Genomic DNA, 25051 nt, shown 5'->3' on the forward strand with positions numbered 1-25051 from the left:
ACGCGCGGGCAAGCTTCTTTATTTTATTATTTAATAAAGCCAAGCAGCATCTCGCGGATGACCTTTGATGCGACGATCTGCGTTTGCTCAGTCGGGTCGTAGGCCGGAGCTACTTCAACCAGATCGCAGCCCACCACGTTTACGCCGGAACGGGCGATCGCGTGAACAGCTTCGATAAGCTCCTTGGATGTAATACCGCCTGCTTCTGCTGTACCTGTACCTGGCGCTGCGGAAGGATCAAGCACGTCGATGTCGATCGTCAAGTATACCGGACGGCCTTCCAGCTCCGGCAATACTTTTTTCAGCGGCTCAAGCACTTCGAACGGATGGAAGTTGATGTTCTCCTTGGCAAACTGCCACTCTTCGCGGGAGCCGGAACGGATACCGAATTGGTAGACGTTCTTGCCGCCGATCAGGCCGGCTGCTTTGCGCAGCGGCGTGGAGTGGGACAGAGGCTCGCCTTCATACGATTCACGAAGATCGGCGTGGGCGTCGAAGTGGATGATTGCAAGATCAGGGTACTTCGCATATACCTCGCGGAAAATCGGCCACGATACGAGGTGCTCCCCGCCAAGACCTACCGGCATTTTGCCGTCAGCCAATACGCCGCGGACAAATTCGCCAATGATGTCCAAGCTTTTAGCTGCGTTGCCGAAAGGCAGCAGCAGATCGCCGGCATCGAAATACTCGATATCCTCCAGGCTGCGGTCGAGGTAAGGGCTGTATTCCTCCAGGCCAATGGACACCTCGCGAATACGCGGCGGGCCGAAACGCGAGCCGGGACGGAAGCTGACGGTAAAGTCCATCGGCATACCGTAGATAACGGCTTTCGAAGCCGCATAATCCTCAGAGCTTAAAATAAAAACATTGCCGGAATATTTTTGATCCAATTTCATTAGGGAAAATCCTCTCTCTATTTAATAAGGTCTTCAACGAATTTAGGCAATACGAACGCGGCTTTGTGAAGACGCGGTGTATAGTATTTCGTATCCAGCTCCGGAATCGACGCTTCGTCTACCGTAGTCGGATCGTATTTCTTGCTGCCCATCGTGAACGTCCAAAGGCCGCTCGGATAGGTTGGAATGTTCGCACCATAGACGCGTACGATCGGGAATACTTCCTTCACATCTTTGTTGACGCTTTGGATCAGGTCAGCTTTAAACCAAGGGTTGTCCGTTTGCGCAACGAAAATGCCGTCTTCCTTCAAAGACTCAAAAATGCCTTGGTAGAAACCGCGGGTGAACAGGTTTGCCGCAGGGCCAACCGGCTCCGTGGAATCGACCATAATGACATCGTATTCGTTTTTATGATCATGAATATGCATAAAGCCGTCGTTTACGAGCACTTCAACACGAGGATTATCGAGCTCGCAAGCGATTGTCGGCAAATACTTTTTCGAATACTCGATTACTTTACCGTCGATATCGACGAGTACCGCTTTTTTCACTTTCGGATGCTTCATAACTTCGCGGATTACACCGCCGTCACCGCCACCGACGATGAGAACATGCTCGGGGTTGGGATGCGTCGACAGAACCGGATGGGCAACCATCTCATGATATACGAATTCATCTTTTACCGTCGTCATTACCATGCCGTCAAGAACGAGCATCGTTCCGAACTCTTCGGTCTCGATCATATCGAGCTGCTGGAAATCCGTTTGTTCGTTCACATAAGTTTTCGTGATCTTCGCCGTAATGCCGAAGCTTTCGGTTTGTTTTTCCGTATACCACATTTCCATGTCGATGAATCCCTTCTTTCATTCGATAGTTCACCCTGTATTATAGTAGTTCGGGGCAAAAAAGCAACCTTTTCCTGGGATTGCGCCAATGAACGATTTATCTGTCCCCGGATCGGGCTAAAACGGCAAGAGCCGTGACGTTTTATTTCCCTCTATTGCCAACTTCGTGAATATCGGCGCTCCCGTTTTTCCATACTAAGGAAAAGCGAATGTTACTCGAAGGGAGCCCGCTCCATGAAGAAGCAGCAGCCCCGGCCGGGCCAACCGCGCCGTGTTCATTATTTTCCGATACTAACCGAAAGATTCCTGCCCCGATTGATGAAGCTGCGAAGAAAGCTCCGCTGGCCGCTCGCCGCTCTTGCCGCACTCATGCTGCTCATCGGCGGAACGCTGCTTTATTTGCGTCTGCAGACGCTGCCCGCAGCCTCCATTAGCCAAACGTCGCAAATGCTCGATATACAGGGGCAAATTATCGATACCTTCCATACAGGAGAAAACCGGCGTTCCGTACCGCTGGGAGAAGTCTCGCCTTACGTCGTAAAAGCGACGCTCGCGATCGAGGACCGCCGCTTCTATGAGCACCGCGGCTTTGATATTAAAGGACTGGCTCGGGCCATTGTCGTCAATATCGAAACGCTCTCCGCCAAGCAGGGGGCCAGCACGCTCACCCAGCAGCTCGCTCGTAATTTGTATTTGACGCATGAGAAAACGTGGCAGCGTAAAATAAAGGAAGCGATGTATACCGTTCAACTGGAGATGAACTACTCCAAGGATGAAATCATGGGACTCTATTTGAACCAGATTTACTACGGACATGGGGCATACGGTATCGAAGCAGCGGCCCAGCTCTATTTTAATAAGAAAGCATCCGATTTGACGCTTGCCGAAAGCGCCATGCTGGCTGGCATTCCGAAAGGACCGAAATATTATTCTCCCTTTATGGATATGAAGAACGCCAAGGATCGTCAGCATGTTATTCTCAATGCCATGGCGAATGCCGGAGACATTACGAGAGCGGATGCAGACGCCGCTTACGGAGAGATGCTGACATTTCAGCCTCTGGGATCTGGCGAGCAGAACGGCTTTGCCCCTTATTTCAGGGACTACATCCGTTATATTGCCGTGGATAAGCTAGGCATCAATGAGCAGCTGCTGAACGAAGGCGGAATTACAATCTATACGACGCTGGATTCAACCGCGCAGCAAGCGGCAGAGGAAGCGGTCAAGAACGGGATGCAAGGCAGCGAGGAGCAGCAGGCTGCGCTTGTTTCAATTGACCCCCGCAACGGCTATATTAAAGCGATGGTAGGCGGACGCGATTACAAGAAGAATCAGATCAACCGAACGCTGATGAAAACACGGCAGCCGGGCTCGTCTTTCAAGCCGATCCTTTATTTGACGGCGCTGCAAAGCGGCTATATGACGCCGGTTACCCGGTTTAAGAGCGAGCCTACGTCCTTCAGCTATGATGAGGGGCGTAAAGTGTATGAGCCACGCAACTATAACGATAAGTACTTCGAAGATTTTATCGACATGCGCACGGCGATCGCCAGCTCGGATAATATTTATGCCGTCAATGCCATCATGACTGTCGGAGGGGAGCGTGTTGTCGAAATGGCTCGTAAGCTGGGCATCACAAGTCCGATGCAGCCCGTTCCGTCGCTTGCGCTCGGCACCTCTCCCGTCAGCCCGATCCAAATGGCTTCGGCGTTTGGAGTATTTGCCAACGGCGGCGTGCGCGTCGAGCCCATCGCTATACTCCGCATTACCGATCGCAGCGGCAAGGTATTATATGAAGCGGAACGCAAAGAAGAGAAGGTCGTCGAACCGGCTTATGCTTATGTCATGACCAGCTTAATGGAGAGCGTTTTTGACAACGGCGGAACCGCCAGCCGGATATCTTCCCTCATTAAAAGGCCCGTCGCCGGCAAGACCGGAACGACGGCAACCGATGCATGGCTGGTGGGCTATACGCCAGAGCTCGCAACTGCCGTCTGGGTTGGCTATGACAAGGATCGTAAACTGACCGTAGCCGAAGCTCACCGCGCCGCGCCGATTTTTGCAAACTACACGGAGAAGGCACTGGCAGCTGTACCGCCGAAAATCTTCCCGGTTCCCGCAGGCGTCGTCAACGTCTATATCGATCCGACAAGCGGCAAGCTGGCGGCCGCTACCTGCCCGAACAAACGGCTGGAGTCTTTCGTTAGCGGAACTGAACCGGTCGAAGTGTGCGGACAACCTGCAGACAGCGGCGCAGATACCGGAGCCGGAGGAGCTGCGGGAGCGCCAAGTGACGCGGACAAGAAGAGCTGGTGGAATGACCTGAAACGGTGGTGGAAGGATTGATTAACCAAAAAATTACGATGTACATTTCGATTTAGATCGATATAATAAATGCATGGATACTTTAACTGTGATCAAAGCGTTGTCGAACGAGACAAGGTTCCGCATACTGGAATGGCTGAAAGAACCCGAGAAGCATTTCGGCGCTTTGGCCTATATGCATCAGGGCTGCGACTTCGAAGGCGGGGTCTGCGTCGGCGCAATTGCCGAGAAATCGGAACTTGCTCAGTCGGTCGTTTCCGGTTATTTGGTTAAGATGCAGAAATCCGGTTTATTGGAATCCAAGCGCCACGGTCAATTTACGTACTATCGGCGCAACGAAGATGGCATTAACGCGTTCAAGGAATCCTTTCTTAAGGAGCTGTAGCAGCAGCTGGCTGGATTCCTTTTTTACGCAAATTAATATCTATTTTTATAGATATATATTTTTTAAGATAAAAGGAGAGATAACTATGTCTACAAGCCGTACATCGCTTCAATCACTGTTTCAACCCTACCAAATCAGCCAATTGTCCCTGCCTAACCGAATCGTAATGGCCCCCATGACCCGCTCTCAATCACCGAACGGCATTCCCGGCGATAATGTGGCGGGCTACTATAGAAGGCGTGCAGAGAACGGCGTCGGTCTGATCGTAACGGAAGGGACGACAATCAACCATTCGGCGGCTTCGGGAGACGTTAATATTCCGAACTTCCACGATGAGAAAGCGCTGGAAGGCTGGGCACATGTCGTGAAAGAGGTTCATGACGCCGGCGGCAAAATTATTCCGCAGCTTTGGCATCAAGGAACGGCTCGCTCAGAAGGCCAAGGTCCTCATCCCGAAGCACCGTCTGCTGGTCCTTCCGGACTCAGCCTCACAGGCGAAAAGGTCAGCGAACCGTTGTCCGTCGATGAAATTCAATCCATCGTGAAGGCTTTCGCTCAAGCAGCCTCTGATGCAAAACGCATCGGCTTCGACGGAATTGAGCTGCACGGCGCTCATGGCTATTTGATCGACCAATTTTTATGGGAGCAGACAAACCGCCGCACCGACGAATACGGCGGCGATCTCGTGAAGCGCACACGCTTTGCTGCAGAGATTGTACGAGCTTGCCGGGAAGCGGTCGGCCCTGATTTTCCGATTGTGTTCCGGATTTCCCAATGGAAATCGGGCTTTTACGATGCCAAGCTTGCGAATGACCCTGAGCAATTGAACCAGCTGCTACAGCCGCTAGTCGATGCCGGCGTCGATATTTTCCACTGCTCCACCCGCCGCTTCTGGACTGCTGAATTTGAAGGATCCGATTTGAATTTCGCGGGCTGGGTGAAAAAACTGACAGGCAAACCAACCATTACGGTCGGCTCCGTCGGTCTCGACAACGACTTTATTAGTGCCTTCATGGGCAACGACGCGGGAACGAAAGATATTGAAGAGCTGACCGACCGGCTGGAGCAAGGCCAATTCGATCTCGTCGCCGTTGGCCGCGCTTTGCTCGTTGATCCCGCTTGGGCTGCCAAAATCCGTGAAGGACGCTTCGACGAGCTCGTACCGTTCACGCCTGCCTCCCTCGGCACGCTTAGCTAATTCTTCTCACGCTTAACAAAGCGGCTGCTCCCTTGAACGGGGCGGCCGCTTTTTTTCAGTAGATTTCCAAATTCTGATATCGACCTTTGCCCAAATATGGCGGAACTATGATCAAAATATGAATTTTCTTTGAACATCACTCATATACTATGTTATAGTGTAGATAAGAAAGCACTTACAAGTTAATGGGAGTGTTCATTATGACAACTAAAACAGCAACAGTGAGCAATATCCAACCATCCTCTCTGGCAGCCGTGAAGCGCTTGGTCTCGTTGATGACCGCCTTCGCATGGACCGCATTGTCGATCGGCGTTCTGTTGTGTCTTATAAAGCTCGGCCATTTCAGCGAAGAGAACGTATTGCTTATGCTCGGCATCGGTTTCCTCGTAGGCAGCGTGTTCATCTTTGTAATTGGTACGGCGATTGGTCTCGTGCATGCGAGAATGAGCGCTGCGCTAGCTGAGAAGGAACAACAGTCCCCTCCGGAATAAGGGTTCATCTGCAAATCGGCTCCCGTCTATAAGAGGGGGCCGTTTTTGTTTTTTGTGAAGTCGTCCAGTCATGGACAAGCAGTCGGGTAACCGGCTCTTGACATTGTTGCTCGAAGTCTCCCTTCAAACCGTTAAAAACCCCATTTTCCAACGTAAAAAAGGACGGTTTTTCCTTTTGTGAAATAGCTATGAACGAGCGGTGTCGAACTAGTGAACTTTCTATTACAGAAAAAAGACGAATTGTTGACGTAATTGTTAAGGCAGCAGTTATTCCACTTGAGTTCTGGTAATGTTAAAGCCAAGAGTAAACCTGAGGAGTTGAATCAACGTGAGACCGAAAATTCGTCTTTTGACCTTTATGATCATTATGCTGATGGCTGTCCTGCTGTCAGGATGCAGCGAGCAAATGATCGTGCTGGATCCGAAAGGACCGATCGGCGAATCGCAGAAAGACTTGATCTACCTGACCGTCATTCTTTGCGCGATCGTACTCGTTCCGGTGCTGCTGCTTACCGCCTTCATCATATGGCGCTATCGCGACCGGAAAGACAGCAAAGCCTCCTATCAGCCAAATTGGGAGCACAGCACGAAGCTGGAAACTATCTGGTGGGGCATTCCAATTATCATCATCGCCATCCTGGGCGTGATTACGGTGAAATATACGTATGAATTGGAGCCGTCCAAACCGCTTGTCTCCGACAAAGCGCCGCTAGTCATTGAAGCGACTTCGCTTGACTGGAAATGGCTGTTCACGTATCCGGAAGAAGGCATCTCCACTGTCAACTACATTCAAATTCCGGAAGACCGTCCTATTCAATTCAAAGTAACAGCCGACCAAGCGATGAATTCGTTCTGGATTCCGCAGCTGGGCGGACAAATATACGCGATGTCCGGTATGGCGATGACGCTGCATCTGCAAGCCGATGAACCGGGTCTATACTACGGCTCCGGAGCTAACTTTACCGGCGAGCTGTTTGCCAAAATGACGTTTGATGTAAAAGCGACTTCGGATGAAGAATACGAAGCGTGGGTAAAAGAAGTAAAAAGCAATTATCCGGCTCTGACGGAAGACGGCTTCAAGAAGCTGACCGAAAAAGGAGCTTCAAATCAGCAATTTTTCTCCTCCTTCCCTGAAGGACTATTCGATCGTGTAGTGAAACAATATATCGGCAAAGGCGGTACCGGACACCACCACGGTGGCGGCAGCACGGAAGCCATTGCTCCAAAAAGCGATACAAAAACAAATGAGCATGAAAATCACGAGAATCACGGATCTGTGGAGACAGCATCCAGTGAACATGCCGGACATTAGGATATAATGAAAGGAGAGGCCACATGTTTCAGAATTTTATGGACTTTATGCTGAATGACTTTTTCGTCACGGGCGATCCGCTGATTCTTGGCGCGCAAGTTTCAATTGCGCTTGCTTCAGTCGCTGTCGTGTTCGTCCTTACTTATTTCAAAAAATGGCGCTGGCTTTGGACCGAATGGCTGACGACCGTCGATCATAAGAAGATCGGCATTATGTACATTATCGCCTCCATTCTCATGTTGTTCCGCGGGGGCGTTGACGCCCTGCTGATTCGGACGCAGCTTGCACTGCCGAATCTGGAGTTTTTACACGCGGACCACTATAACGCCATCTTTACTACGCATGGCGTCATCATGATCTTGTTTATGGCGATGCCGCTTATGTTCGGCTTATTCAATATCGTCGTCCCGCTTCAGATCGGAGCGCGCGACGTTGCATACCCATTCTTGAACTCTTTGAGCTTCTGGCTGTTCTTCTTTGGTGCCATGCTGTTCAACGTTTCGTTCGTTATCGGCGGTTCGCCGGACGCGGGCTGGCTGGCATATCCGCCGCTCTCGGAGCTTTCGGGCAGTCCGGGCGTAGGCCAGGATTTCTACATCTGGGGTATTCAAATTTCCGGTATCGGCTCTCTGGCGTCCGGCATCAACTTTGTCGTGACGATTCTGAAGATGCGCGCACCGGGCATGAAGCTGATGCAGATGCCGATGTTCACTTGGTCGGTTCTGTCATCTTCCGTAACGATCATGTTCGCATTCCCGATTCTGACCGTTACACTGTTCCTTCTCTTCATCGACCGATATCTCGGGGCGCACTTCTTTACGCTTGACGGCGGGGGCAACCCGATGATGTATATTAACTTGATATGGATGTGGGGTCACCCCGAGGTCTATATCGTTATATTGCCGGCCTTCGGTATATTCTCCGAGATCGTATCGACCTTCTCGAAGAAAAAACTGTTCGGCTACAAATCAATGGTATTCGCGCTTATGTCGATCAGCTTCTTCTCGTTCTTCACATGGGCCCATCACTTCTTCACTATGGGCTCCGGCGCTAACGTCAACGCGTTCTTCGCCGTAACGACGATGCTGATCGCAATACCGACCGGGGTTAAAATATTCAACTGGCTGTTCACGATGTTCCGGGGACGGATTACGTTCTCGCAGCCGATGCTATGGACCGTCGCCTTTATCCCATGCTTTATCGTCGGCGGGATGACAGGCGTTATGCTCTCTGTTGCACCAGCCGACTTCCAGTTCCATAACAGCTACTTCCTGATTGCCCACTTCCACCAAGTGCTGATCGGCGGCGTCGTATTCGGTTACTTCGCAGGCCTGTACTACTGGTGGCCGAAAATGTTCGGCTTCAAGCTGCATGACGGTATCGGCAAATGGGTGTTCTGGCTGTGGAATATCGGTTTCTATGTCTGCTTCATGCCGCAATATGCGCTTGGCTTGATGGGCATGACACGCCGGTTCAACGAATACAACTTCGACATGGGCTGGCAGCCGCTTAACGTCGTATCGACGATCGGCGGTTTCATTATGGGTCTTGCGTTCTTGTTCCAAGTATGGCAAATTGCGCACAGCATCAAGTTCTTCAAGAAAGAAACAAGCGGCGACGCTTGGGATGGCCGTACGCTGGAATGGTCGATTCCATCGCCTGCTCCGATGTACAACTTCGCACGCGTACCGGTTGTTACCAGCCAGGACGAGTGGTGGGAAGAGAAGCAACGAATCGCTAATGGCGGCAAGCCTAAGCCGCTTGCGCCGCTTGAACCGATTCACATGCCGAAAAACTCGGCAATTCCGTTCATCATGTCCGTCTTCTTCTTTATCGCAGGCTTTGGCTTCGTATGGGGCTGGACTTGGATGATTGTACCAGGACTACTCGGCGTAGCCATCTGCATGATCGCTCGTTCGTTCAGCTATGACACCGACTTCTATATCCCTGTCGATGAGATCGAACGGACAGAAGCAGCTGCGTTAAAGGGGGCTAACTAAATGGCACAAACAGCAACATCCTCGCATGACAAGGGCCACGGCCACGGTCATGACGGCCATGATCATCACGATCATGAATCCATCAAAGTATTCGGCTTCTGGCTGTTTCTCATAACAGACGTTATTCTATTCGGTACCTTGTTCGCCACCTTCGCCGTGCTCCGCTTGAGCACGGACGGCGGACCAACGCCGGATGAAATGTTCAAGATGCCTGGCGTTATCGCCGAGACGTTCATCTTGCTTACGAGCAGCTTCACCAGCGGTATCGCCGTTCTCCAGATGCATAGAGGGAACAAGAAGGGCCTTATCGGCTGGCTGGCTGTAACAGCATTACTCGGTGCATCGTTTATTTTCCTCGAAGTTTACGAGTTCATTGAGCTTGTACATGAGGGCGTAACGATCGGCACGAGCGCTTACTGGTCCGCTTTCTTTACGCTAGTCGGCACGCACGGACTCCACGTTTCAGTCGGCTTGATCTGGATGGTCGGCTTGATGATTCAACTGGGCAGACGCGGCATTACGCCGGTTACGCAGCGTAAAGTGAACATTATCAGCTTGTATTGGCACTTTCTCGACGTCGTATGGATCTTCGTCCTTACGGTCGTCTACCTGATGGGGGTGATGTAGGATGAGCAACCACGATCACAACGCACATGCTGATGCGAACGCGCACGGCTCGATGAAGTCCTACGTCATCGGCTTCGTACTCTCGATTATTCTTACGATACTGCCGCTCGTCATCGTTCTGAACGGTCTGATGAGCAAGACAGCGACGATCATCTTCATCCTGATCATGGCGGCACTGCAATTTGTAGTCCAGTTGTTCTTCTTCATGCATATCCGTGATGAGAAGAAACCGCGCTTCAATATGATCGCTCTTATTTTCGGCTTAGTCATTCTCCTTACGGTCGTAGCCGGCTCCATCTGGATCATGGCTTACAACGTAGTTGGCTAATACGAATAGTAGAAAACCGGAAGCCCTCTCGAATGAATCGATGAGATCGGCTTCCGGTTTTTTTTGCGCGTAGTGAGGATTTCTCCATATCCCTTCCAATATGCTATGATATTTAGTGGACAACCTATTAAGGTCAGGAGGCCTATTAACGAATGAAACGAGACTACATGAAATTGACTTTTGCTTTAGTTACAGCTCTGGTTCTGCTGGTGACGGCAGGCTGCGGCGGCGGCAAGACACAGAACGAAGGACAGGGCGCTTCTAAAACAGACCCTTCCAATCCGGTCGTAACGATCGAAATGGACAACGGTGACAAAATTACAGTTGAGCTGTTCCCTAAAGTGGCACCTAACACGGTTAACAACTTCATCTCGCTTGTGCAAAAAGGCTTTTATGACGGCTTGATCTTCCATCGCGTTATTCCTGGCTTTATGATTCAAGGCGGCGATCCGGATGGTACAGGCATGGGCGGCCCTGACTACGGCATTAAAGGTGAATTCACGTCGAACGGCATCCAAAACGATTTGAAGCATACGCGCGGCGTCATCTCCATGGCTCGTTCGGCGATGAACGATTCAGCTGGCTCTCAGTTCTTCATTATGACAGCCGACTCCCCTTCCCTTGACGGCAAGTACGCCGCTTTTGGACAAGTGCTGGAAGGCATGGAGACGGTTGATGCAATCGTCGCTCAAAAAACCGGCGAAAACGATCGTCCGCTTACCCCGATGGCGATGAAAAAAGTAACGGTCGACACGAAAGGTGTTACTTACCCGGAACCGGAGACGGTTGCGAAGTAATACACCATATGCACACGAAAAAGAGAGAGCCGATGGCTGTGACTGCCGTTCGACTCTCTCTTTGTTTAGGTTAGAACCCCCGCTCCTCCACTTCAATACCCTGTGGCAAAACGAGCGTGAGCTTTGGATGATACGACTCCGATACGATGCCCCTGTTCTTCTGCTGGAAGCTTCCGATCATGACATACATAGTGCTTCCTACCGTATCGGTACTAATGATCGACTCCGGCTGTTTCATCGGCTCCACGGCCCAATATTGTACTTGCCCTAATAGCCGGACATCCTGGACTTCGGCTTTATCCAGCTGCACCTGCTCAAAGGATTGAACGATGATCTTCTTCACCGTGTCTGGCACTTTGACGGCATCCGTCTTCACGACAGCAGTCCGTTCTGTAATTTGAAGAGACTGGCGAAACTCCCCCAGCAGTCCCGTCGAAGTCAGCGATACCATCGCAACTGCGCCAACTCCAAGAACGGATACAAAAAACACGCTCATCCAATCGTAACGCATAACCGTCCGCTCCGTACCCGCCAGCCATAGATACAACAACAGCTCCGTGCCCAGCAATATAAAGACAACCGGAGCGACCCAAAGCAGCAGATTAACAGAATCCGTGCCATTCCAGATGGACACGGCGATCGCTGCTCCTAGAAGCAGCAGCGTCACTCCCATAGATAAGGAACCTACGCGCCAGGCCTTCATGAGCGCTCCTCCTTACCCCATTCAGGGAGACGGGGAGGGGCTTCAGAGGGAACACCCCCTGAACCGCCTCTGGAGCCGCCGCCAAAGACCAGTCGCAGCCCTGCTGCGATCATGACAAATGCAACGAGCGCCGTCGGCAGGTTATACTTCAGCTTCATGAACTCCCGATAGACGGCTGGCCATGTCTGGGATATATAGGTACCCATGACTTGATCGAGCAAATAATAGGCGCCCAGCACAAGCAAAGCAAGGCCAATCCACTTCTGATAAGGAGCCAGCTGCGCGACTACCGCTTGATCCTTCAACTGATTGCTTTCGTAGCGCGACATTTGCTGCAGCGCATCAAAGAAAGCGAAGAACCAGAAGAGGGGCATCAAGAAGAGAAAAATCGACAGCCGCAAGGAATCCATCAGGAAGATGGAGATAAGAAAGCCGCCCATAATTTGCAGGCCGCGCTTTTGCAGCCCTAAGTACAAATGACCCGCGCCGGGAAACAGCGACAGCGTTGCAGCCAGCACTTTATTTTTCTTGCCGGAGCCGATATGCTCCTCCAGTTCCTCGAAGAAAGGCTTGTCATCGATCGTCTCGCCGCGATGCTTGCGCTGCAGCTGCTGCACTGCATCAAACAACGTATAGATCCAAATGACAGGCAACGCTAACAGAAAAACCAGAAAGCTGCCCGTATTCGTGATGATGCTAATAAAAATCGTAATGGCTAACAAGCCTATAAATGCGACTAGAAAGGCCAAGCCCCGCTGCAGCATCCCCATCGCCATATGACCTACACCAGGTAAAAATGACAGCAGGATGGTTTGCGTTTTTTCTCGCCGCTGTTCGTAAGAGAAACTTCTTGCATCCCATCCCGGGTTCATTCCGGGATCTGCAACGTAGGGCTGTACAGGTCGGGGCTGACCTGCTCCGTTGAGCAGAGAGACAATCATATCGATCATATTGATGATCCAGCTAACAGCAGCTACAAACATAAGAAATATAATGATATTCCCTTCGTAAGAGTGCGTCATCGCCATTAATAACAAAAGTCCTAGAGAACCGAAAAAGCCTCCCCCATATAATACAAAACGGACTGGCCTCCCCAGATAGGCATGACCGACGCCCGGAAATACAGATAGAAAAAAGGCCGTTATCGGGCTTTTATTTCCTTGCATGACTTTATCAACTCCTTTTCATCTAACAAATGATCTATTTAAATCGGCTTTTCTCGATGCCGTTCAGCCAGCTTAACGTCCGGTCTACCATCCGATCCGACCAGGAGCCGTCTTGCTGCTCCACCTCGGCGGCCGGACCTTTAGCAGGTTCATGTTCAGTCTCCAGCTTCACCCTCGCATGCTCGTCCATCTCCATCATCCGCTCCGCTACGCCGTTAAACGTGCCGGTACCGAGCAGCAACAGCGTAATGGCGGCAGCCGCTCCGAAATGAACGGCTGGATGCTGGAGCCACGTACGGCGCCGATAAGGCTTCTCCTGAACGATACGCGGCGGGAACAGCAGGCCGCTCAATCTTCTTCCCATTTGCTCCATATCCGGCATGTCAGATGAATCTGCGCCTTGTGCAGCCGTCACCGTTTCCGCTTGCTCTACCGCTGTCATGAACAGCTCCAGACAAACGTCACACTGCGCCATATGGGCCTCTACCCTCTCACGCTCTATTTCAGGAAGAATGTCATCGACGTAGAGATGCATCGTCGTGCTGTCTGCATGCCAATCCTTTCGCTGTTGCTGCTGCTTCAACTGCTCAACCTGCCTTATACTCTCCAGGTTGTCCGAATCATTGCCTGTCCCGCTCATTCAAAGTCCTCCTTCCGCCAGTTCCGCTTAATCCAGTTCCTCGCCCGGTAAAGCCTTGACTCTACGCTTTTCCGCTCCAGGCCGGTATCGGTAGCGATTTCCTCGTACGATTTGTTCTCCATATAATAAGCCGTCACAACCTCGCGGTAGTTGTCCGGTAATTGCTGTACCTGCTCCCGTACCTGCCGCCTTCCTTCACGCGCTATAGCGGCTTCCTCTGCGGCAATTCCTGTGTTCGAGGCCAGCAAATCCTCCTCTTGCCAGTCCATGTCCTCCATTGGTTGTTCCGGCTTGCGCGCTTTGCTGCGTTTCCAATCGATCGCACGATTGACTGCGATACGGGTCATCCATGTTTTGAAGCCATCCATTCGGCATTCCGGGAGGGAGCGATAGATGAGCAGCAGCACTTCCTGCGTCACATCCTCCGCATCATGCGGCGAACGAACGACAGCATACACCGTTCGATATAAATATGGACCATACGCATGCACAAAAGATTGAAACGCCGCAGGCCCGCCGTTTTGAACGGCTTTGATCCATGCCTCGTCCTGAATCTCGCTCTCCTCCCTTCCCGAATACTATAGACGTTACCAGACGCTCCGAACCCTGCACCTTCTCCAAAACTTTTTTTCGAATATGCAAAAAAAGACCAGATTACGCGATGACTTCAGCATAAACGCTGATAAGTTCGTCCGTAACCCGGTCTCTTATTTCATCAATAGGCAAGACCAATCGATTTGCCCGCATTGGCGTCAGACGCTGCCGAAGTCAACAGAAAATGTGCAACATCAGCGCGCGATATCTCTTTGCCGCCTCTGGGCACTCCACTGTCCGTCTGACGATAAATCCCCGTCCAACGCTCATCCGTCAACTGCATCGGCCGCGCCACCGTCCACTCCAAGCCGCTTTCAAGCAGCAGCTCGTAAGCACGGAGATGATCCGCCAGCACATGCCGAAGCACACGGTTCATTATATAACCGCTCAGGCCTTTCAACTCGCCATGAATGCCAGCCGAAGCGACATAAGCGACTTTCGATACGCCATGCTCCTTCATGCCTTCAATAATGTTATACATCACTTCAGACATGAGCGTCGTCTCGCCAAGCCCTTGGCTGCCGACACAGCAGATAACGGCGTCCTGGCCGGCTATCTCCCGCTTCACGTAACCAAGATGGAGCGCATCGCCCGTCACGACGGTAAGTCCGGGATGATGACCTAGCAGAAGCCGCTTCGGTTCACGAACGTAAGCGGTCACTTGATGCCCCGCATCGAGCGCTTGACGAACGACTTTCCGTCCGATTCCGCCGCTGGCTCCGAAGACGACAAGCTTCATTATAGGCTCTCGGGAGCGAGTGCTTGCTTCAGCTCATCGGAGGAATGGTTCCACCATTCTTCGTTATGCTGGGTAAGAAGCTTGCGCAGCGCTGCTTTTTCCTCGGCAGCAAGCTCTTCCAGCTTGATTTTACGCTTCAGCGCAGCATCCAGCTTGTTAACGTGATCAGGGAGGATCTTCCATCCGCGACGCGCTTCTTTATCAATCAGCATCTCACAAGCTGTAACGCCTGCATATTGCGTACCTGCATCCGTACGCTCCACCGCAACCCACACAATCCAGCATGTTCTGCCGTTTGGCGTATTGGCTTTGTCCGGGCTGAATTTGATGCCCTTCTCCACCTTGCTCTTGGCATGCATCGCTCCGTCATCGATATAAGCAACGCCCTCATCAATAATAACGCAGGATACTTGGCTCAAATCGATTGTGCCCGCGCCAAAGCCTCTATGTGGTTTGTTGCTCACTACGTTGAGCGACAACGATTTCTTTTCCTTCTTCTCCGGTTGTTGTTCCGGCTGTCCTTGCTGTTCAGTCATGGCTTTTCCACCTTCCCCGTACAATAATTACATTTTAGCTAATAATCCGTGAAAAGCCAACATATACATGCTGTAGATGCTTGTCAACGGGAGGGAAACGTTCAATGACTCCACGCCACGTCAAACGTTTATTGCTATTCACGCTCACCGCCGTCCTGCTCGGCCTGTCGATCCAGCAGGGCTTCGGCCACGCTTGGCAATCCCAATATACATACGCGTTCGCCCCTGCCGCCAAAGCTGTGCCGCAATCTGTTCCGACATCGGCCAAGCCGCCTGCCCCGCCGCCAGCCGCGCCCGATGTTCCCGAAGCCAAGCCGCAAGCGCTTAGCAAGAGGGTCGTCGAATATCACATCAACGTCGCGCTGCAGAACGACGCTCGCTCCTTGTACGGAGAGCAGACGGTGACTTGGACCAATCCGGGCAAAAAAACGGTGTCCGAGCTCTATTTTCACCTGTACCCGAACGCCTTCCTTAACGACAAGTCTACGTTTATGAAGGAATCCAAGGGCAAGCTTCGGGAGGACAAGGCAACCTCAGCAAGCCAAGGCTATATGAAGCTGAGCGCTTTGGATACGATGGAAGGCGAAAGCCTGCTGCCGCGTCTTCATTATGTCCAGCCTGACGACGGCAACACCGACGATTTTACGCTGGCCAAGCTTAAGCTGCCTGCCCCGGTAGCGCCAGGCAAGTCGGTATCGCTTTCCATGAGTTTTGAAGTCAAGCTGCCCGAAGTGTTTGCGCGGATGGGCTATTCCGGTTCCTTCGTCATGGTCGGGCAATGGTTTCCGAAGCTGGCTGTCTATGAGACCGCGGGCATGCGCGGCAGAACCTCTGAGGGATGGAACATTCATCAATACCACGGCAACTCAGAATTTTACAGTGATTTCGGCATCTATTCGGTCAACATTCAAGTACCGGAGTCTTATACGGTAGCCGGAACCGGATTCCAGACCAAAGCGCCGGTCAGTACCGGCAAAGGCGACCATGTGTACCAATTTTACGCCGATGATGTCCATGACTTCGCATGGGCTGCCTCTCCTGACTTCGTCTATGTAGAGGACACGCTCTCCGGCACCGGTATTCCCGGCGTACGCATCAAGCTGTATCTGGATCCGGCGCATGAAGCGCTCAAAGACCGGTACATGCACGCGGCCAAATCAGCGCTGACCAAGTATGCGCAATGGTACGGCGATTATCCGTACTCGACGCTATCGGTGATCGTGCCTCCAAAAGGCGCTAACGGAGCTGGCGGCATGGAGTATCCGACCCTCGTAACCGCGTTCGCTGCGGAGAACGACAACCCCGGCTACAGCCTGGAGAGGACCGTCGTTCACGAAATTGGTCATCAGTATTGGTACGGCATGGCCGCTTCCAACGAATTCGAGGAAGCCTGGCTCGACGAAGGCTTCACCTCCTACGCCGAAGACAAGGTCATGGAAAGCGAGTATGGCGTCATACCGAATTTGGCGCTCGAAGCCAGCTATATGACGGATCCTGCACCGCTTAAGCAGCCGTCATGGGCTTACAACAGCCATAATCACTACGCCGAAAACGTATATATGCGGGCCAAGCTGGTGCTGGTCGGCATCGAGAACCAGATTGGCACCCGTATGATGCAAAAAGTGATGCGGACTTACTTCCAGAAATATAAGTTCAAGCATCCTTCCAGCGGCGACTTCCAGCGGGTAGTGGAGCAAGTGACGAAGCAGAAATGGCATGACTACTTCAATCAATTTGTGTACCACGATCAAATGGCCGACTTTTCCATCGAAACCGTGCAGGTTCGTCCGATTGAGCAGGACGGGAAGCCGATGTACGAATCCTCGGTACTGGTGAAGAAAAACGGCGGCAATATCGGCCCTGTCCCCCTTGTTATGCAGTTTAAGGACGGTACGAGCATAACAAAAGAATGGGATGCGCAGGATTCGCATATCCAGTACAAAGTCGTCCATGACTCTCCGCTCGCATGGGCAGCCGTCGATTCCGAGTACCGCAACGTGCTCGACAACAAGCATATTAACAACTTTATGCTTGCCGAGCTGCCGGAGACGAAGCAAACGCGCTGGAATCTCAGCATTGCCAAATTAATCGAAGGGCTGCTCGGAACGTTGAGCTGGTAGGAGGGATATTCCTTGAAAATGCATATGATGCAAGGCTGGCGGCTGGCGGTCAAACATATGAACATCATCATTCTTTTGTTTCTGTACCAGCTGTTATGGGGCTTCTTCCTTTACCGATTCGTCGATTCGGTCGTCACGCCGCTTCTGCGGCGTTTCCCGGGCGATGCGCTGCCCCCTTCGGCAGTCCGGCTCTTCTTTAGCGAAGCGCAGTTCCAATTAATGAAGACCGACCTCATTCATCCCTACTTATGGCTGCTTGGCGGATTATTCCTAACCCGCATGCTGCTCACACCGCTATTCAATGCCGGATTGTTCTATTCCTTGCACCATGCAACCGATGAGAGCGGGACGAAATTTATACACGGTATTCGCAGCACCTGGAAGCCAGTTATGCTGCTTTATTGGATCAAGACGCTTCTCGCTTTGGCGCCGGCATGGTGGCTTCTCCCTACCGGGTTCCAAGCACTGCTGAAAAGCGGCTCAACGGGCGACTTGCTGCAGACCGTATTGCCTGGGGCTGCCATATGGCTGCTGTGGAGCGCCCTGCTCCATCTGCTGTTCCTCTCTATGCAATTTGGGGTTGCTTCCAGCAACGGGGCTTTCAATTCCCTCTGGCATGCGGTGCGCCATATCGCCCCCTTCACCGGGGTATCGCTGCTCATGTGGGCAATCGGAATCGGAATCGCTCTCTTCGTCACTAGTATTTCCTTAATCTGGGCCGGACTATTTGCCTTAATTCTTCACCAAGGCTATCATCTCATTCGGACGATGATGAAAGTATGGACCATTTGCGCACAATACGATTGTTTACAGTCGAGGACGCAAGGATAACATCGAATAGACAGCAAATATGCGAGCGCCGGGGTAGTCCCTGGCGTTCTTTTTGGCTTTTGGCAGCCTGTCTGCGCCTGTCCGGCCGCTCTATTACAAAAATTAGAAGTATTAGAATTGAAGTTGCGCTTTTCCCGGTGTCGAATACCGTCTACGCTTGTCCTTCCCTTGCCAGTGCTGGCTTTTGTACCTCGATCTTATCGCCGCCCACTATGCTTGTACCCGCTTACATGAGGGCACTCTCTTCGATTGCTCTACATATTCTCTCTTCTTCACACATAGTAAATGTAAATAGTTATTAATTTTAATCCCCTTGCCCCATAAAAGCACATAATCAGTCAATGAAATCATGTTAAACGCGTGTTTTTGGCAAAAGGTTACATGAGAATTATTAGAATTTGCCAGTTGGAGAAGGAGATTTGCGAAAAAAAACGAATATTTCCCAAGTACATAAAAAGCTTGCCTAATTCCTTGTACTGGAAACGGGGGAACCACTCTGGGTGAATTGATTTCGACGTCTGCACCGGCATCGCCGGGTAAGAACGGACGCCTGAGAAATCATAGGGATCCTTCAACCGAACCCCACAGCTAACCTCGTCGGCATCGGAAGGGGCTTTACCGCTTTGAAAAAGGTTACTGCAATGCTAGCTGGACTCCTGTTGCTGCTCGCTTTTCAAGCAGGCAGCGTATTCGCGGACTCCAAAATGGACGGCATTATCGATGATGTCATCGGCACTCCTTATTTAATGGGTGGCACGTCCACGAAAGGCTTTGATTGCTCGGGATTCACATCCTATGTATTTGAGAAAATGGGAATCGAGCTCTCTCGCACTTCCGGCTCTCAAGCACAAATGGGTAAAAAGGTTGCAAAAAGCGACCTGAATGCTGGCGATCTCGTATTCTTCAATACGAACGGCAAAAGCATTTCTCATGTCGGCATCTATGTCGGCGATGGAAAATTTGCCCACTCTTCGTCCAGCAAGGGCGTTACAATCAGCAAACTTAGCGACTCCTATTATGAGTCTCGTTATGTAACCGCTCGTCGTGTTATGAATGCGGCTACTTCTGAGAAGTACGCTGACGAAGCATAGAGCCCGCTTCCGCAGCTTCATCCTTTGAAGCGCGTTTGAAGGTCTCCATAACAAAGCCGCAAGTCGTGTGTCCCCTAGGACAGTACGACTTGCGGCTTTGTTGTTTTTATTGAAGGCGAAGTGCTAGACCTCTCCCCAGAAAATCTCGGTTTGATAGTCGAAACTCACCTGACCGTTCACATTCGTACGTTCGAAGAGCTGACCCAGCTCTTCCTTCAGCCGCTCATGGTTCGGTTCTCCCTCTGCCGGGACGTAGGAGGAAGAAAGTGCTCTGCCGAGCAATTCTTCGTGATCAAACAATTGGCCATTCGTAAATGCCGCTTCCCGCATTCCGTTCTCACGGAAGAACACCCGCAGCTGATCAGCCGAAATGTTCTTATGGGTCATTTGCTTATAATCCGTGCTGTAGAGACGCAACAGCTCCTCATAGCCTTCCAGGAATGGCGTGCCGCTCGTAAGCCGGGAATTCCAGATCAGAACGCCTTTGCCGCCAGGCTTCAATATACGGCGGAATTCAGCTTGGGCAGCAGGCCGGTCAAACCAATGGAAGGATTGCGCGCATACGATAAAATCAACGGAATGCTCCGGCAAACCGGTCGTCTCCGCAGCAGCAGCAACAGAGCGGTAATTCGGCAAGCTGCCGAGTTCCTTGTCCGCCGCTTCCCGCATCGCCTGATTCGGCTCCACGGCAATAACCTCACTGCCGCGCTCCAGCAGCAGCTTGGAGAAAATGCCCGTGCCCGCTCCAAGATCGGCGATCCGCGAGCTGGCCTTCATGCCAACATCAGAGTAAAGATAATCAAGCGCTTCGGCCGGATATCCCGGACGATACTTCACGTAATTTTCTACCCGGTTCGAAAATCTCTCTTTACTATTGCTGCTTCCCATTGACTTCACGCTCCCATTCCATAAATTCCAATCGATTGCCGAAAGGATCGTTGACGTAAAAACGTTCCGCTCCTTCTTCCTGCCTGCTGTCATCCGCAATGGTCTCAACGCCGTGTGCCTGCAGCCAACTCTGCAATTCCGTAATACCGCATACCCCGAATGCCGGATGCGCCTTCCGCGCAGGGGTGAACCCCGTCTGCACGCCGATATGCACCTGCTGCGGGCCGCATTGAAACCACACTCCGCCGCGCTTCTTCAACGAATCCGGCTTTTCAAGCTCACGCCAGCCCAACAGCCTGGCATAAAACGCCCGTGCCTCCTGCTCACACCCCTCAGGGGCTGCGAGTTGCACATGATCAATTCCCTTAAATGCGAAAGCCACGATCATCGCCGCCTTTTCGATTAGTCATCGCAGCGGGGCAACTTGTTGTTGGTCTTGTTGTTGGTCTTGTTGTTGGTCTTGTTGTTGGTCTTGTTGTTGGTCTTGTTGCCCGAACCCGTTTTTTGTTTCATTAAGTGAAACCATGTTTCATTTTATATCTCTAATTTCTATTATAAAGAAATTCTCGCAGGTTTTCAACCCGACATCTGCGCAATATAGCCACATTTATCACAGCTCCTCCTCTCACGCCCACCCATAACGAACCTCCTTCGCTCTCTAATGCACCAATTTTCTCTAACTCCCTCTGCACCACGTCTAAACCTCCGCAATTCCGCCAATAAGGAAAAAAACGCTATTCAGAATTTAGATGCCGAGTGGATGTGCTTTTCTTCACTATAGAGCTTTCAGGCGCTCATTCTTGCCCGATTAGCGCATTTTGTTCCGTTAATCAGCGAAGCTGGTTCGTTATCTACTTGTCACCCGTTCCAGTAATCCCATCATCCGCCAAGATCACAAACGTAATTCGTACCCATCCTGTTCCGTAGTCACCGACCCGCTTCACACAGCGCCGCGCCCCATCCACCTCAATCATACCGCTGCAAGAGATTTGAGCACGGACGTGTGATTGAGCACCGTGTACCGCGATGGCGCCAGGAGTCCCGCGCGGTGCCAGTAACGAACCACCTTCGCTCTCTAGTGAACTAACTTTCGCTACAGCGGCAACTCTACAGCCTCTGCCCTGCTGCAACGAACAAAAATGCGCTATTCAAGAACTCAGGTTCTCGAATAGCGCATTTTGCTTCGCTGCAATCCTATATGGCGATCTTCAGCGCCCTCGAACAAACCTTGCTTCGTTAACTAGCGAAGCAGGTTCGTTATTTACTGTTCACCTGTCCCAGCCACTCGCAACATCCGCAGAGATCGCACATTTTCCCGGCCTCAAGCATTAGAGTGTGCACAGACTTACCCCCTGCTCAAGCGAGCGCCTGCATGATGCCGTCTGCCCAGCACCAGCATAACCAGCAGCAGCGCAAACAGCAGTATGATTGATGCGCTTAGCATCCATAACGTATTGCCAGCACCGAAGCGATCCATCATCCAGCCCGTCAATCGCGGGAACAGCGCACCGCCCAGCCCCCCGGAGGCCACGAGCAAGCTCGTCGTCCGCTCGGTCATACCTTGAATCTGCTCATTCGCATAGACGAGCGCGATGCCGAATACACCTGAGAAGAACAGCCCGCTCAAACCGATCAGCACAATCATCGTAGTCAACTGGCCTGTAAGCGCCATGCCCACGAACACGACAGCCGCTCCCGCCGTCGCAAACAGCAAATAACGGGAGTAGCCTGCCCAATCTGCCAGACGGCCGGCAAACAGCCTGCCAGCGATCATCGTCCCCCAGAACAAGCTAAGCGCAGCCGGCGCGTTGGCCGCCGCGACATTGGATTGCTCAATCAATATGGACGGCAAATAGTTGGAGAAGCTCATCTCCATCCCGACATAGACCATGAAAAATAACGAGCCAAGCAGCAAAAATGGCAGCGTTTGCGGATGATAGCCCAGCAAGCCGCCTTTTCGAACACCTGCCTCACTAAGCCCCTGCTTCATACCAGCAGTCCCTTGCGGCGACGGTGACTGATCACCAAGCCGTCCATGATAACTGATCCGGTCGTCGATCTCTCCTCCGAATTGCATCGTTAGCCACAGGATGAACATTATACCCGACATCGCAGCCAACACGGGAAAAGACAGCTGCCATATATCATGACGAATAAGCAGCCCGGCCATCGTTGGCATCAGAAAAGCGCCAATTCCGAAAAAGGTTTCCACCCTGCTCATAGCCGAAGCCTTGCCGTTCTGCGTGGCCATGTCAATAACCATCGCTCCAACGACCGCTTCCGTCATGCCAAAACCAAAGCCAGCGAAAGGCGCAATTGCGAGCATAAGGCCCCATGGAGGCAGCAGACTGTATGCCGCTTCGCTTATCGTGAGCAAACCGATAGCAATGAGGACGCCGCCTCTTTTGCCCACTTTCGAAGTAATGGTTGGCGCTAACAGCACACCAACAAGAAATCCGAGAAACTGATTCATAATCCATTGTCCGCTGTCCCTGTAAGACAGTCCGTACTTCGCCATCATTTGCTCCAGCACAGCTCCGCCAATGACGTGAGCCAAGCCGATTACCAGATAAGACAAGCATCCGAGCCATAACAATTTCCGCATGTCATTAAAATCTCCTTGAACGGGTAGCTCTTCTAAAGAACGAAGTAGCGTATAATAATAAAGCATATTGTTTGTACTTAGCCAAGCAACCGGAAGCGCAATTCATTCATTGCCTGCGTCCTTCAAAATCTTCTATAAAAGGGAGCTGTCGTCCCATGACTGAATTATTTTCCGGCTTGCCATCCTTACATTATAAACCACTGCCAGCCGTTATGACTATCATCCCGCTGGAAATTAGCTGCGCTAAGCAAATTTGCGGTTGGACCTACGAGCCCCCTTACCGCCTCTATGAATGGCCAAGCTGGGATCAAATGAAACAGGACGGAATCGAATTCGGCGATCCCGTCCTTAGACAGCAACAATATAAAGCCATCGTCAATGACCGCCAAGAGCTCATCGGCTTTGCGCAGCTGTTTCCGATGTCTGGCGTCACGAGGCTGGGCCTAGGCCTTCGCCCCGATTTATGCAGCCGGGGACTTGGTGCCGCTGCTGCCGCTCTCGTCACACAGGAGGCGCTCCGCCTCCGGCCCGATTGCACCGTGGATCTTGAGGTGCTGACTTGGAATCTTCGAGCCATCCGCACCTACGAGAAAGCAGGCTTCCGCATTGACGATACCTATATCCGGTCAACGCCCCGCGGCGCTGCGTCGTTCCATTGCATGGTTTTCCAGCCTCGCTCCTAATCGTTATCCGGCGCCTTTATGTCTGCAAATAAAATAAGGCCCGGACCTGCGAGTACCGATATGGTCCGAATCCACGCATGCGATTCCAGATCGGTGTAGACACGGGATACGATCGTCGGCCGGCTTTCACCCAACTGCACGAGATTGGGGATAAAATACGGCCGCCAGCTCCAGTTCGCTCCGCGAAATTCATCCTCCTGCCGCCATTCCTGATCCGCTACGCGTGAAAAGTTGGAGGACAGCTGAATACCGTCATCGCGGCATAGATAAACACGGATACAGTTGTCCTGAAGCTTGGGAAGCAATCCGCGAATCCATATATCCTTATGCTCGTAATAGCCTTGCTCCTGCACCGTCAGATCAATTTGAGCGGCAAGCTGCCGGGATTGCTGCTGCCAATATTGCTCCGACAGAAGATGCTTGCGCAAGTGAGCGTCCAGCACCTCCTCCAGCAGCGGCGCAAACCGTTGCGCTTCCTGAAACTCCGATTCTGCTTGTGAGAAAAGAAAGCCCTGCACATAACGTGCGCCTGCCTGAATCGCCCGCTCCAAATCGTCTCGTGTCTCGACGCCTTCGGCAAGCAGTGATGCGCCAATCTGCTCTGCAAGCGCGGAGAAGGAGCGCAGCGCTCCCAGATAGCCGTCATGCGTCGCGCTCCGTTTGATCATATGCATGTCGATCTTCAGAATGTTCGGCTGAATGTGAGCGATCCGGCCCGTGCTGCTGAAGCCGCTGCCGACATCATCAATTGCAATCAAGCAGCCCCTGGACCGGTAGAGATCAACGACCTTGCGCAGCTCCTCTCTTGAACCGTGGAACGCTTCCTCAGTAATCTCGATGACGATCCGGCGCGGATCGATGCCGTACTTATCAATAAGGTTCAACGTGTAGAGCTCCCCCGAATCGGAATAGCGCTGAATCCAATTGGGTTTCAAATTAATAAACAGCAAGGGAGGCGAGTCAAACTCGCTAAATTTACTCATAGCCTGCTCTCGTAAAATACGATCTACTGCAATATGATCCTCATCCGGAACGGTCGCATCGCAAAAGAACGGCCCCAAGCTGCGTACGGCCCCTTCTTCCTTGCATGCTCTCCCCAACACTTCATAGCCCGCAATCTTCCTTGTATCCATCGCTATAATCGGTTGATAGAACGCAGCCAAATATTCGTCGTCCAAGCCGAGCGCTTTCGGCAAATCATTACTAGTGATGGTCATCGCGCTCTCCCCTGTGTTATATGTATGTTACTTT

Annotated in this window: 25 protein-coding genes and 1 riboswitch; of the genes, 13 read left to right on the plus strand and 12 right to left on the minus strand. The window is 51.8% G+C overall.

Annotated features, from left to right (window positions below):
- Nucleotides 1–26 precede the first annotated feature (26 nt).
- Nucleotides 27–896 carry an agmatinase gene (speB, locus tag IEX98_RS25645; RefSeq protein ID WP_188892542.1) on the minus strand — a complete coding sequence of 290 codons (870 nt, stop codon included), beginning with the start codon at nt 894–896 and terminating at the stop codon, nt 27–29.
- A 17-nt stretch (nt 897–913) separates the two neighbouring features.
- The gene (gene speE, locus IEX98_RS25650; RefSeq protein WP_188892543.1) at nt 914–1741 is read right to left on the minus strand and encodes a polyamine aminopropyltransferase; all 828 of its coding nucleotides are present in this window, start codon (nt 1739–1741) and stop codon (nt 914–916) included.
- 234 nt (nt 1742–1975) lie between these two features.
- Between speE and IEX98_RS25655 the strand changes: the two genes are divergently transcribed.
- The 9 genes from IEX98_RS25655 (at nt 1976) to IEX98_RS25695 (ending at nt 11204) form a co-directional block, all read left to right on the plus strand.
- Entirely contained in the window at nt 1976–4087 is a 2112-nt protein-coding gene (locus IEX98_RS25655) for a transglycosylase domain-containing protein (RefSeq protein WP_188892544.1), read from the plus strand.
- Nucleotides 4088–4139: 52 nt separating this feature from the next.
- Nucleotides 4140–4451, plus strand: a complete 312-nt coding sequence (locus IEX98_RS25660; protein ID WP_188892545.1) for an ArsR/SmtB family transcription factor — start codon at nt 4140–4142, stop codon at nt 4449–4451.
- An 85-nt stretch (nt 4452–4536) separates the two neighbouring features.
- Complete coding sequence (locus tag IEX98_RS25665) at nt 4537–5649, plus strand: NADH:flavin oxidoreductase (protein WP_188892546.1); 1113 nt, start codon at nt 4537–4539, stop codon at nt 5647–5649.
- Nucleotides 5650–5849: 200 nt separating this feature from the next.
- Complete coding sequence (locus IEX98_RS25670) at nt 5850–6140, plus strand: hypothetical protein (protein WP_188892547.1); 291 nt, start codon at nt 5850–5852, stop codon at nt 6138–6140.
- Between the two features lie 322 nt (nt 6141–6462).
- On the plus strand, nt 6463–7452 hold the full coding sequence (cyoA, locus tag IEX98_RS25675) for a ubiquinol oxidase subunit II (RefSeq protein WP_374705385.1): 990 nt from the start codon (nt 6463–6465) through the stop codon (nt 7450–7452).
- A gap of 23 nt (nt 7453–7475) precedes the next feature.
- Nucleotides 7476–9452: a cbb3-type cytochrome c oxidase subunit I gene (locus tag IEX98_RS25680; protein ID WP_188892548.1), complete on the plus strand. Its 1977-nt coding sequence runs from the start codon at nt 7476–7478 to the stop codon at nt 9450–9452.
- Nucleotides 9453–10079 (plus strand): cytochrome o ubiquinol oxidase subunit III, encoded by a 627-nt coding sequence (gene cyoC / locus IEX98_RS25685; RefSeq protein ID WP_188892549.1) that lies wholly within the window; start codon nt 9453–9455, stop codon nt 10077–10079.
- A 1-nt stretch (nt 10080) separates the two neighbouring features.
- Nucleotides 10081–10407, plus strand: a complete 327-nt coding sequence (gene cyoD / locus IEX98_RS25690; protein ID WP_188892550.1) for a cytochrome o ubiquinol oxidase subunit IV — start codon at nt 10081–10083, stop codon at nt 10405–10407.
- A gap of 152 nt (nt 10408–10559) precedes the next feature.
- Nucleotides 10560–11204 carry a peptidylprolyl isomerase gene (locus tag IEX98_RS25695; RefSeq protein ID WP_188892551.1) on the plus strand — a complete coding sequence of 215 codons (645 nt, stop codon included), beginning with the start codon at nt 10560–10562 and terminating at the stop codon, nt 11202–11204.
- A 70-nt stretch (nt 11205–11274) separates the two neighbouring features.
- Here IEX98_RS25695 and IEX98_RS25700 read toward each other — a convergent pair whose 3' ends face one another.
- The 6 genes from IEX98_RS25700 to IEX98_RS25725 form a co-directional block, all read right to left on the minus strand.
- Nucleotides 11275–11907, minus strand: a complete 633-nt coding sequence (locus IEX98_RS25700; protein WP_188892552.1) for a hypothetical protein — start codon at nt 11905–11907, stop codon at nt 11275–11277.
- Nucleotides 11904–13073, minus strand: coding sequence for a hypothetical protein (locus IEX98_RS25705; RefSeq protein WP_188892553.1), 1170 nt, complete (start codon nt 13071–13073; stop codon nt 11904–11906). Before IEX98_RS25705 ends, IEX98_RS25700 begins: the two co-directional genes overlap by 4 nt.
- A 34-nt stretch (nt 13074–13107) precedes the next feature.
- Entirely contained in the window at nt 13108–13713 is a 606-nt protein-coding gene (locus IEX98_RS25710; RefSeq protein WP_188892554.1) for a zf-HC2 domain-containing protein, read from the minus strand.
- Nucleotides 13710–14267, minus strand: a complete 558-nt coding sequence (locus tag IEX98_RS25715; protein WP_374705386.1) for an RNA polymerase sigma factor — start codon at nt 14265–14267, stop codon at nt 13710–13712. The genes IEX98_RS25710 and IEX98_RS25715 overlap by 4 nt, the downstream gene beginning before the upstream one ends.
- 161 nt (nt 14268–14428) lie before the next feature.
- On the minus strand, nt 14429–15046 hold the full coding sequence (locus tag IEX98_RS25720; protein WP_188892556.1) for an NAD(P)-dependent oxidoreductase: 618 nt from the start codon (nt 15044–15046) through the stop codon (nt 14429–14431).
- The gene (locus tag IEX98_RS25725) at nt 15046–15582 is read right to left on the minus strand and encodes a YwhD family protein (RefSeq protein ID WP_188892557.1); all 537 of its coding nucleotides are present in this window, start codon (nt 15580–15582) and stop codon (nt 15046–15048) included. The genes IEX98_RS25720 and IEX98_RS25725 overlap by 1 nt, the downstream gene beginning before the upstream one ends.
- A 104-nt stretch (nt 15583–15686) precedes the next feature.
- Between IEX98_RS25725 and IEX98_RS25730 the strand changes: the two genes are divergently transcribed.
- The 3 genes from IEX98_RS25730 to IEX98_RS25740 all read left to right on the plus strand — a co-directional run bounded on the left by IEX98_RS25730 (nt 15687) and on the right by IEX98_RS25740 (nt 19624).
- The gene (locus IEX98_RS25730; protein WP_188892558.1) at nt 15687–17702 is read left to right on the plus strand and encodes a M1 family metallopeptidase; all 2016 of its coding nucleotides are present in this window, start codon (nt 15687–15689) and stop codon (nt 17700–17702) included.
- Nucleotides 17703–17720: 18 nt separating this feature from the next.
- Entirely contained in the window at nt 17721–18533 is an 813-nt protein-coding gene (locus IEX98_RS25735) for a hypothetical protein (RefSeq protein ID WP_229692400.1), read from the plus strand.
- A gap of 450 nt (nt 18534–18983) precedes the next feature.
- Nucleotides 18984–19151, plus strand: a riboswitch (cyclic di-AMP (ydaO/yuaA leader).
- A 5-nt stretch (nt 19152–19156) separates the two neighbouring features.
- Nucleotides 19157–19624: a C40 family peptidase gene (locus tag IEX98_RS25740; RefSeq protein ID WP_229692396.1), complete on the plus strand. Its 468-nt coding sequence runs from the start codon at nt 19157–19159 to the stop codon at nt 19622–19624.
- Nucleotides 19625–19747: 123 nt separating this feature from the next.
- On the opposite strand, the gene IEX98_RS25745 is transcribed toward IEX98_RS25740, so the two are convergent.
- The 3 genes from IEX98_RS25745 to IEX98_RS25755 all read right to left on the minus strand — a co-directional run bounded on the left by IEX98_RS25745 (nt 19748) and on the right by IEX98_RS25755 (nt 23117).
- Nucleotides 19748–20512 (minus strand): class I SAM-dependent methyltransferase, encoded by a 765-nt coding sequence (locus IEX98_RS25745; RefSeq protein ID WP_188892560.1) that lies wholly within the window; start codon nt 20510–20512, stop codon nt 19748–19750.
- Nucleotides 20496–20894 (minus strand): VOC family protein, encoded by a 399-nt coding sequence (locus IEX98_RS25750; RefSeq protein WP_188892561.1) that lies wholly within the window; start codon nt 20892–20894, stop codon nt 20496–20498. The genes IEX98_RS25745 and IEX98_RS25750 overlap by 17 nt, the downstream gene beginning before the upstream one ends.
- 963 nt (nt 20895–21857) lie before the next feature.
- Nucleotides 21858–23117: an MFS transporter gene (locus IEX98_RS25755; RefSeq protein ID WP_188892562.1), complete on the minus strand. Its 1260-nt coding sequence runs from the start codon at nt 23115–23117 to the stop codon at nt 21858–21860.
- A gap of 155 nt (nt 23118–23272) precedes the next feature.
- Here IEX98_RS25755 and IEX98_RS25760 point away from each other — a divergent pair, with 155 nt between their 5' ends.
- Nucleotides 23273–23800: a GNAT family N-acetyltransferase gene (locus tag IEX98_RS25760; protein WP_188892563.1), complete on the plus strand. Its 528-nt coding sequence runs from the start codon at nt 23273–23275 to the stop codon at nt 23798–23800.
- Here IEX98_RS25760 and IEX98_RS25765 read toward each other — a convergent pair.
- The gene (locus IEX98_RS25765; protein WP_188892564.1) at nt 23797–25017 is read right to left on the minus strand and encodes an EAL domain-containing protein; all 1221 of its coding nucleotides are present in this window, start codon (nt 25015–25017) and stop codon (nt 23797–23799) included. The two genes, IEX98_RS25760 and IEX98_RS25765, sit on opposite strands and share 4 nt — an antisense overlap.
- Nucleotides 25018–25051 lie beyond the last annotated feature (34 nt).

Origin of the sequence: Paenibacillus radicis (ex Gao et al. 2016) (assembly GCF_014641555.1) — a bacterium.
In the GTDB taxonomy this organism is placed as follows: Bacteria; Bacillota; Bacilli; order Paenibacillales; family Paenibacillaceae; genus Pristimantibacillus; species Pristimantibacillus radicis.

Coding starts and splice junctions, on each gene's coding strand:
- speB (WP_188892542.1), bottom strand. CDS start 896: ATGAAATTGGATCAAAAATATTCCGGCAATGTTTTTATTTTAAGCTCT.
- speE (WP_188892543.1), bottom strand. CDS start 1,741: ATGGAAATGTGGTATACGGAAAAACAAACCGAAAGCTTCGGCATTACG.
- IEX98_RS25655 (WP_188892544.1), top strand. CDS start 1,976: ATGAAGAAGCAGCAGCCCCGGCCGGGCCAACCGCGCCGTGTTCATTAT.
- IEX98_RS25660 (WP_188892545.1), top strand. CDS start 4,140: ATGGATACTTTAACTGTGATCAAAGCGTTGTCGAACGAGACAAGGTTC.
- IEX98_RS25665 (WP_188892546.1), top strand. CDS start 4,537: ATGTCTACAAGCCGTACATCGCTTCAATCACTGTTTCAACCCTACCAA.
- IEX98_RS25670 (WP_188892547.1), top strand. CDS start 5,850: ATGACAACTAAAACAGCAACAGTGAGCAATATCCAACCATCCTCTCTG.
- IEX98_RS25680 (WP_188892548.1), top strand. CDS start 7,476: ATGTTTCAGAATTTTATGGACTTTATGCTGAATGACTTTTTCGTCACG.
- cyoC (WP_188892549.1), top strand. CDS start 9,453: ATGGCACAAACAGCAACATCCTCGCATGACAAGGGCCACGGCCACGGT.
- cyoD (WP_188892550.1), top strand. CDS start 10,081: ATGAGCAACCACGATCACAACGCACATGCTGATGCGAACGCGCACGGC.
- IEX98_RS25695 (WP_188892551.1), top strand. CDS start 10,560: ATGAAACGAGACTACATGAAATTGACTTTTGCTTTAGTTACAGCTCTG.
- IEX98_RS25700 (WP_188892552.1), bottom strand. CDS start 11,907: ATGAAGGCCTGGCGCGTAGGTTCCTTATCTATGGGAGTGACGCTGCTG.
- IEX98_RS25705 (WP_188892553.1), bottom strand. CDS start 13,073: ATGCAAGGAAATAAAAGCCCGATAACGGCCTTTTTTCTATCTGTATTT.
- IEX98_RS25710 (WP_188892554.1), bottom strand. CDS start 13,713: ATGAGCGGGACAGGCAATGATTCGGACAACCTGGAGAGTATAAGGCAG.
- IEX98_RS25720 (WP_188892556.1), bottom strand. CDS start 15,046: ATGAAGCTTGTCGTCTTCGGAGCCAGCGGCGGAATCGGACGGAAAGTC.
- IEX98_RS25725 (WP_188892557.1), bottom strand. CDS start 15,582: ATGACTGAACAGCAAGGACAGCCGGAACAACAACCGGAGAAGAAGGAA.
- IEX98_RS25730 (WP_188892558.1), top strand. CDS start 15,687: ATGACTCCACGCCACGTCAAACGTTTATTGCTATTCACGCTCACCGCC.
- IEX98_RS25735 (WP_229692400.1), top strand. CDS start 17,721: ATGCATATGATGCAAGGCTGGCGGCTGGCGGTCAAACATATGAACATC.
- IEX98_RS25745 (WP_188892560.1), bottom strand. CDS start 20,512: ATGGGAAGCAGCAATAGTAAAGAGAGATTTTCGAACCGGGTAGAAAAT.
- IEX98_RS25755 (WP_188892562.1), bottom strand. CDS start 23,117: ATGCGGAAATTGTTATGGCTCGGATGCTTGTCTTATCTGGTAATCGGC.
- IEX98_RS25760 (WP_188892563.1), top strand. CDS start 23,273: ATGACTGAATTATTTTCCGGCTTGCCATCCTTACATTATAAACCACTG.
- IEX98_RS25765 (WP_188892564.1), bottom strand. CDS start 25,017: ATGACCATCACTAGTAATGATTTGCCGAAAGCGCTCGGCTTGGACGAC.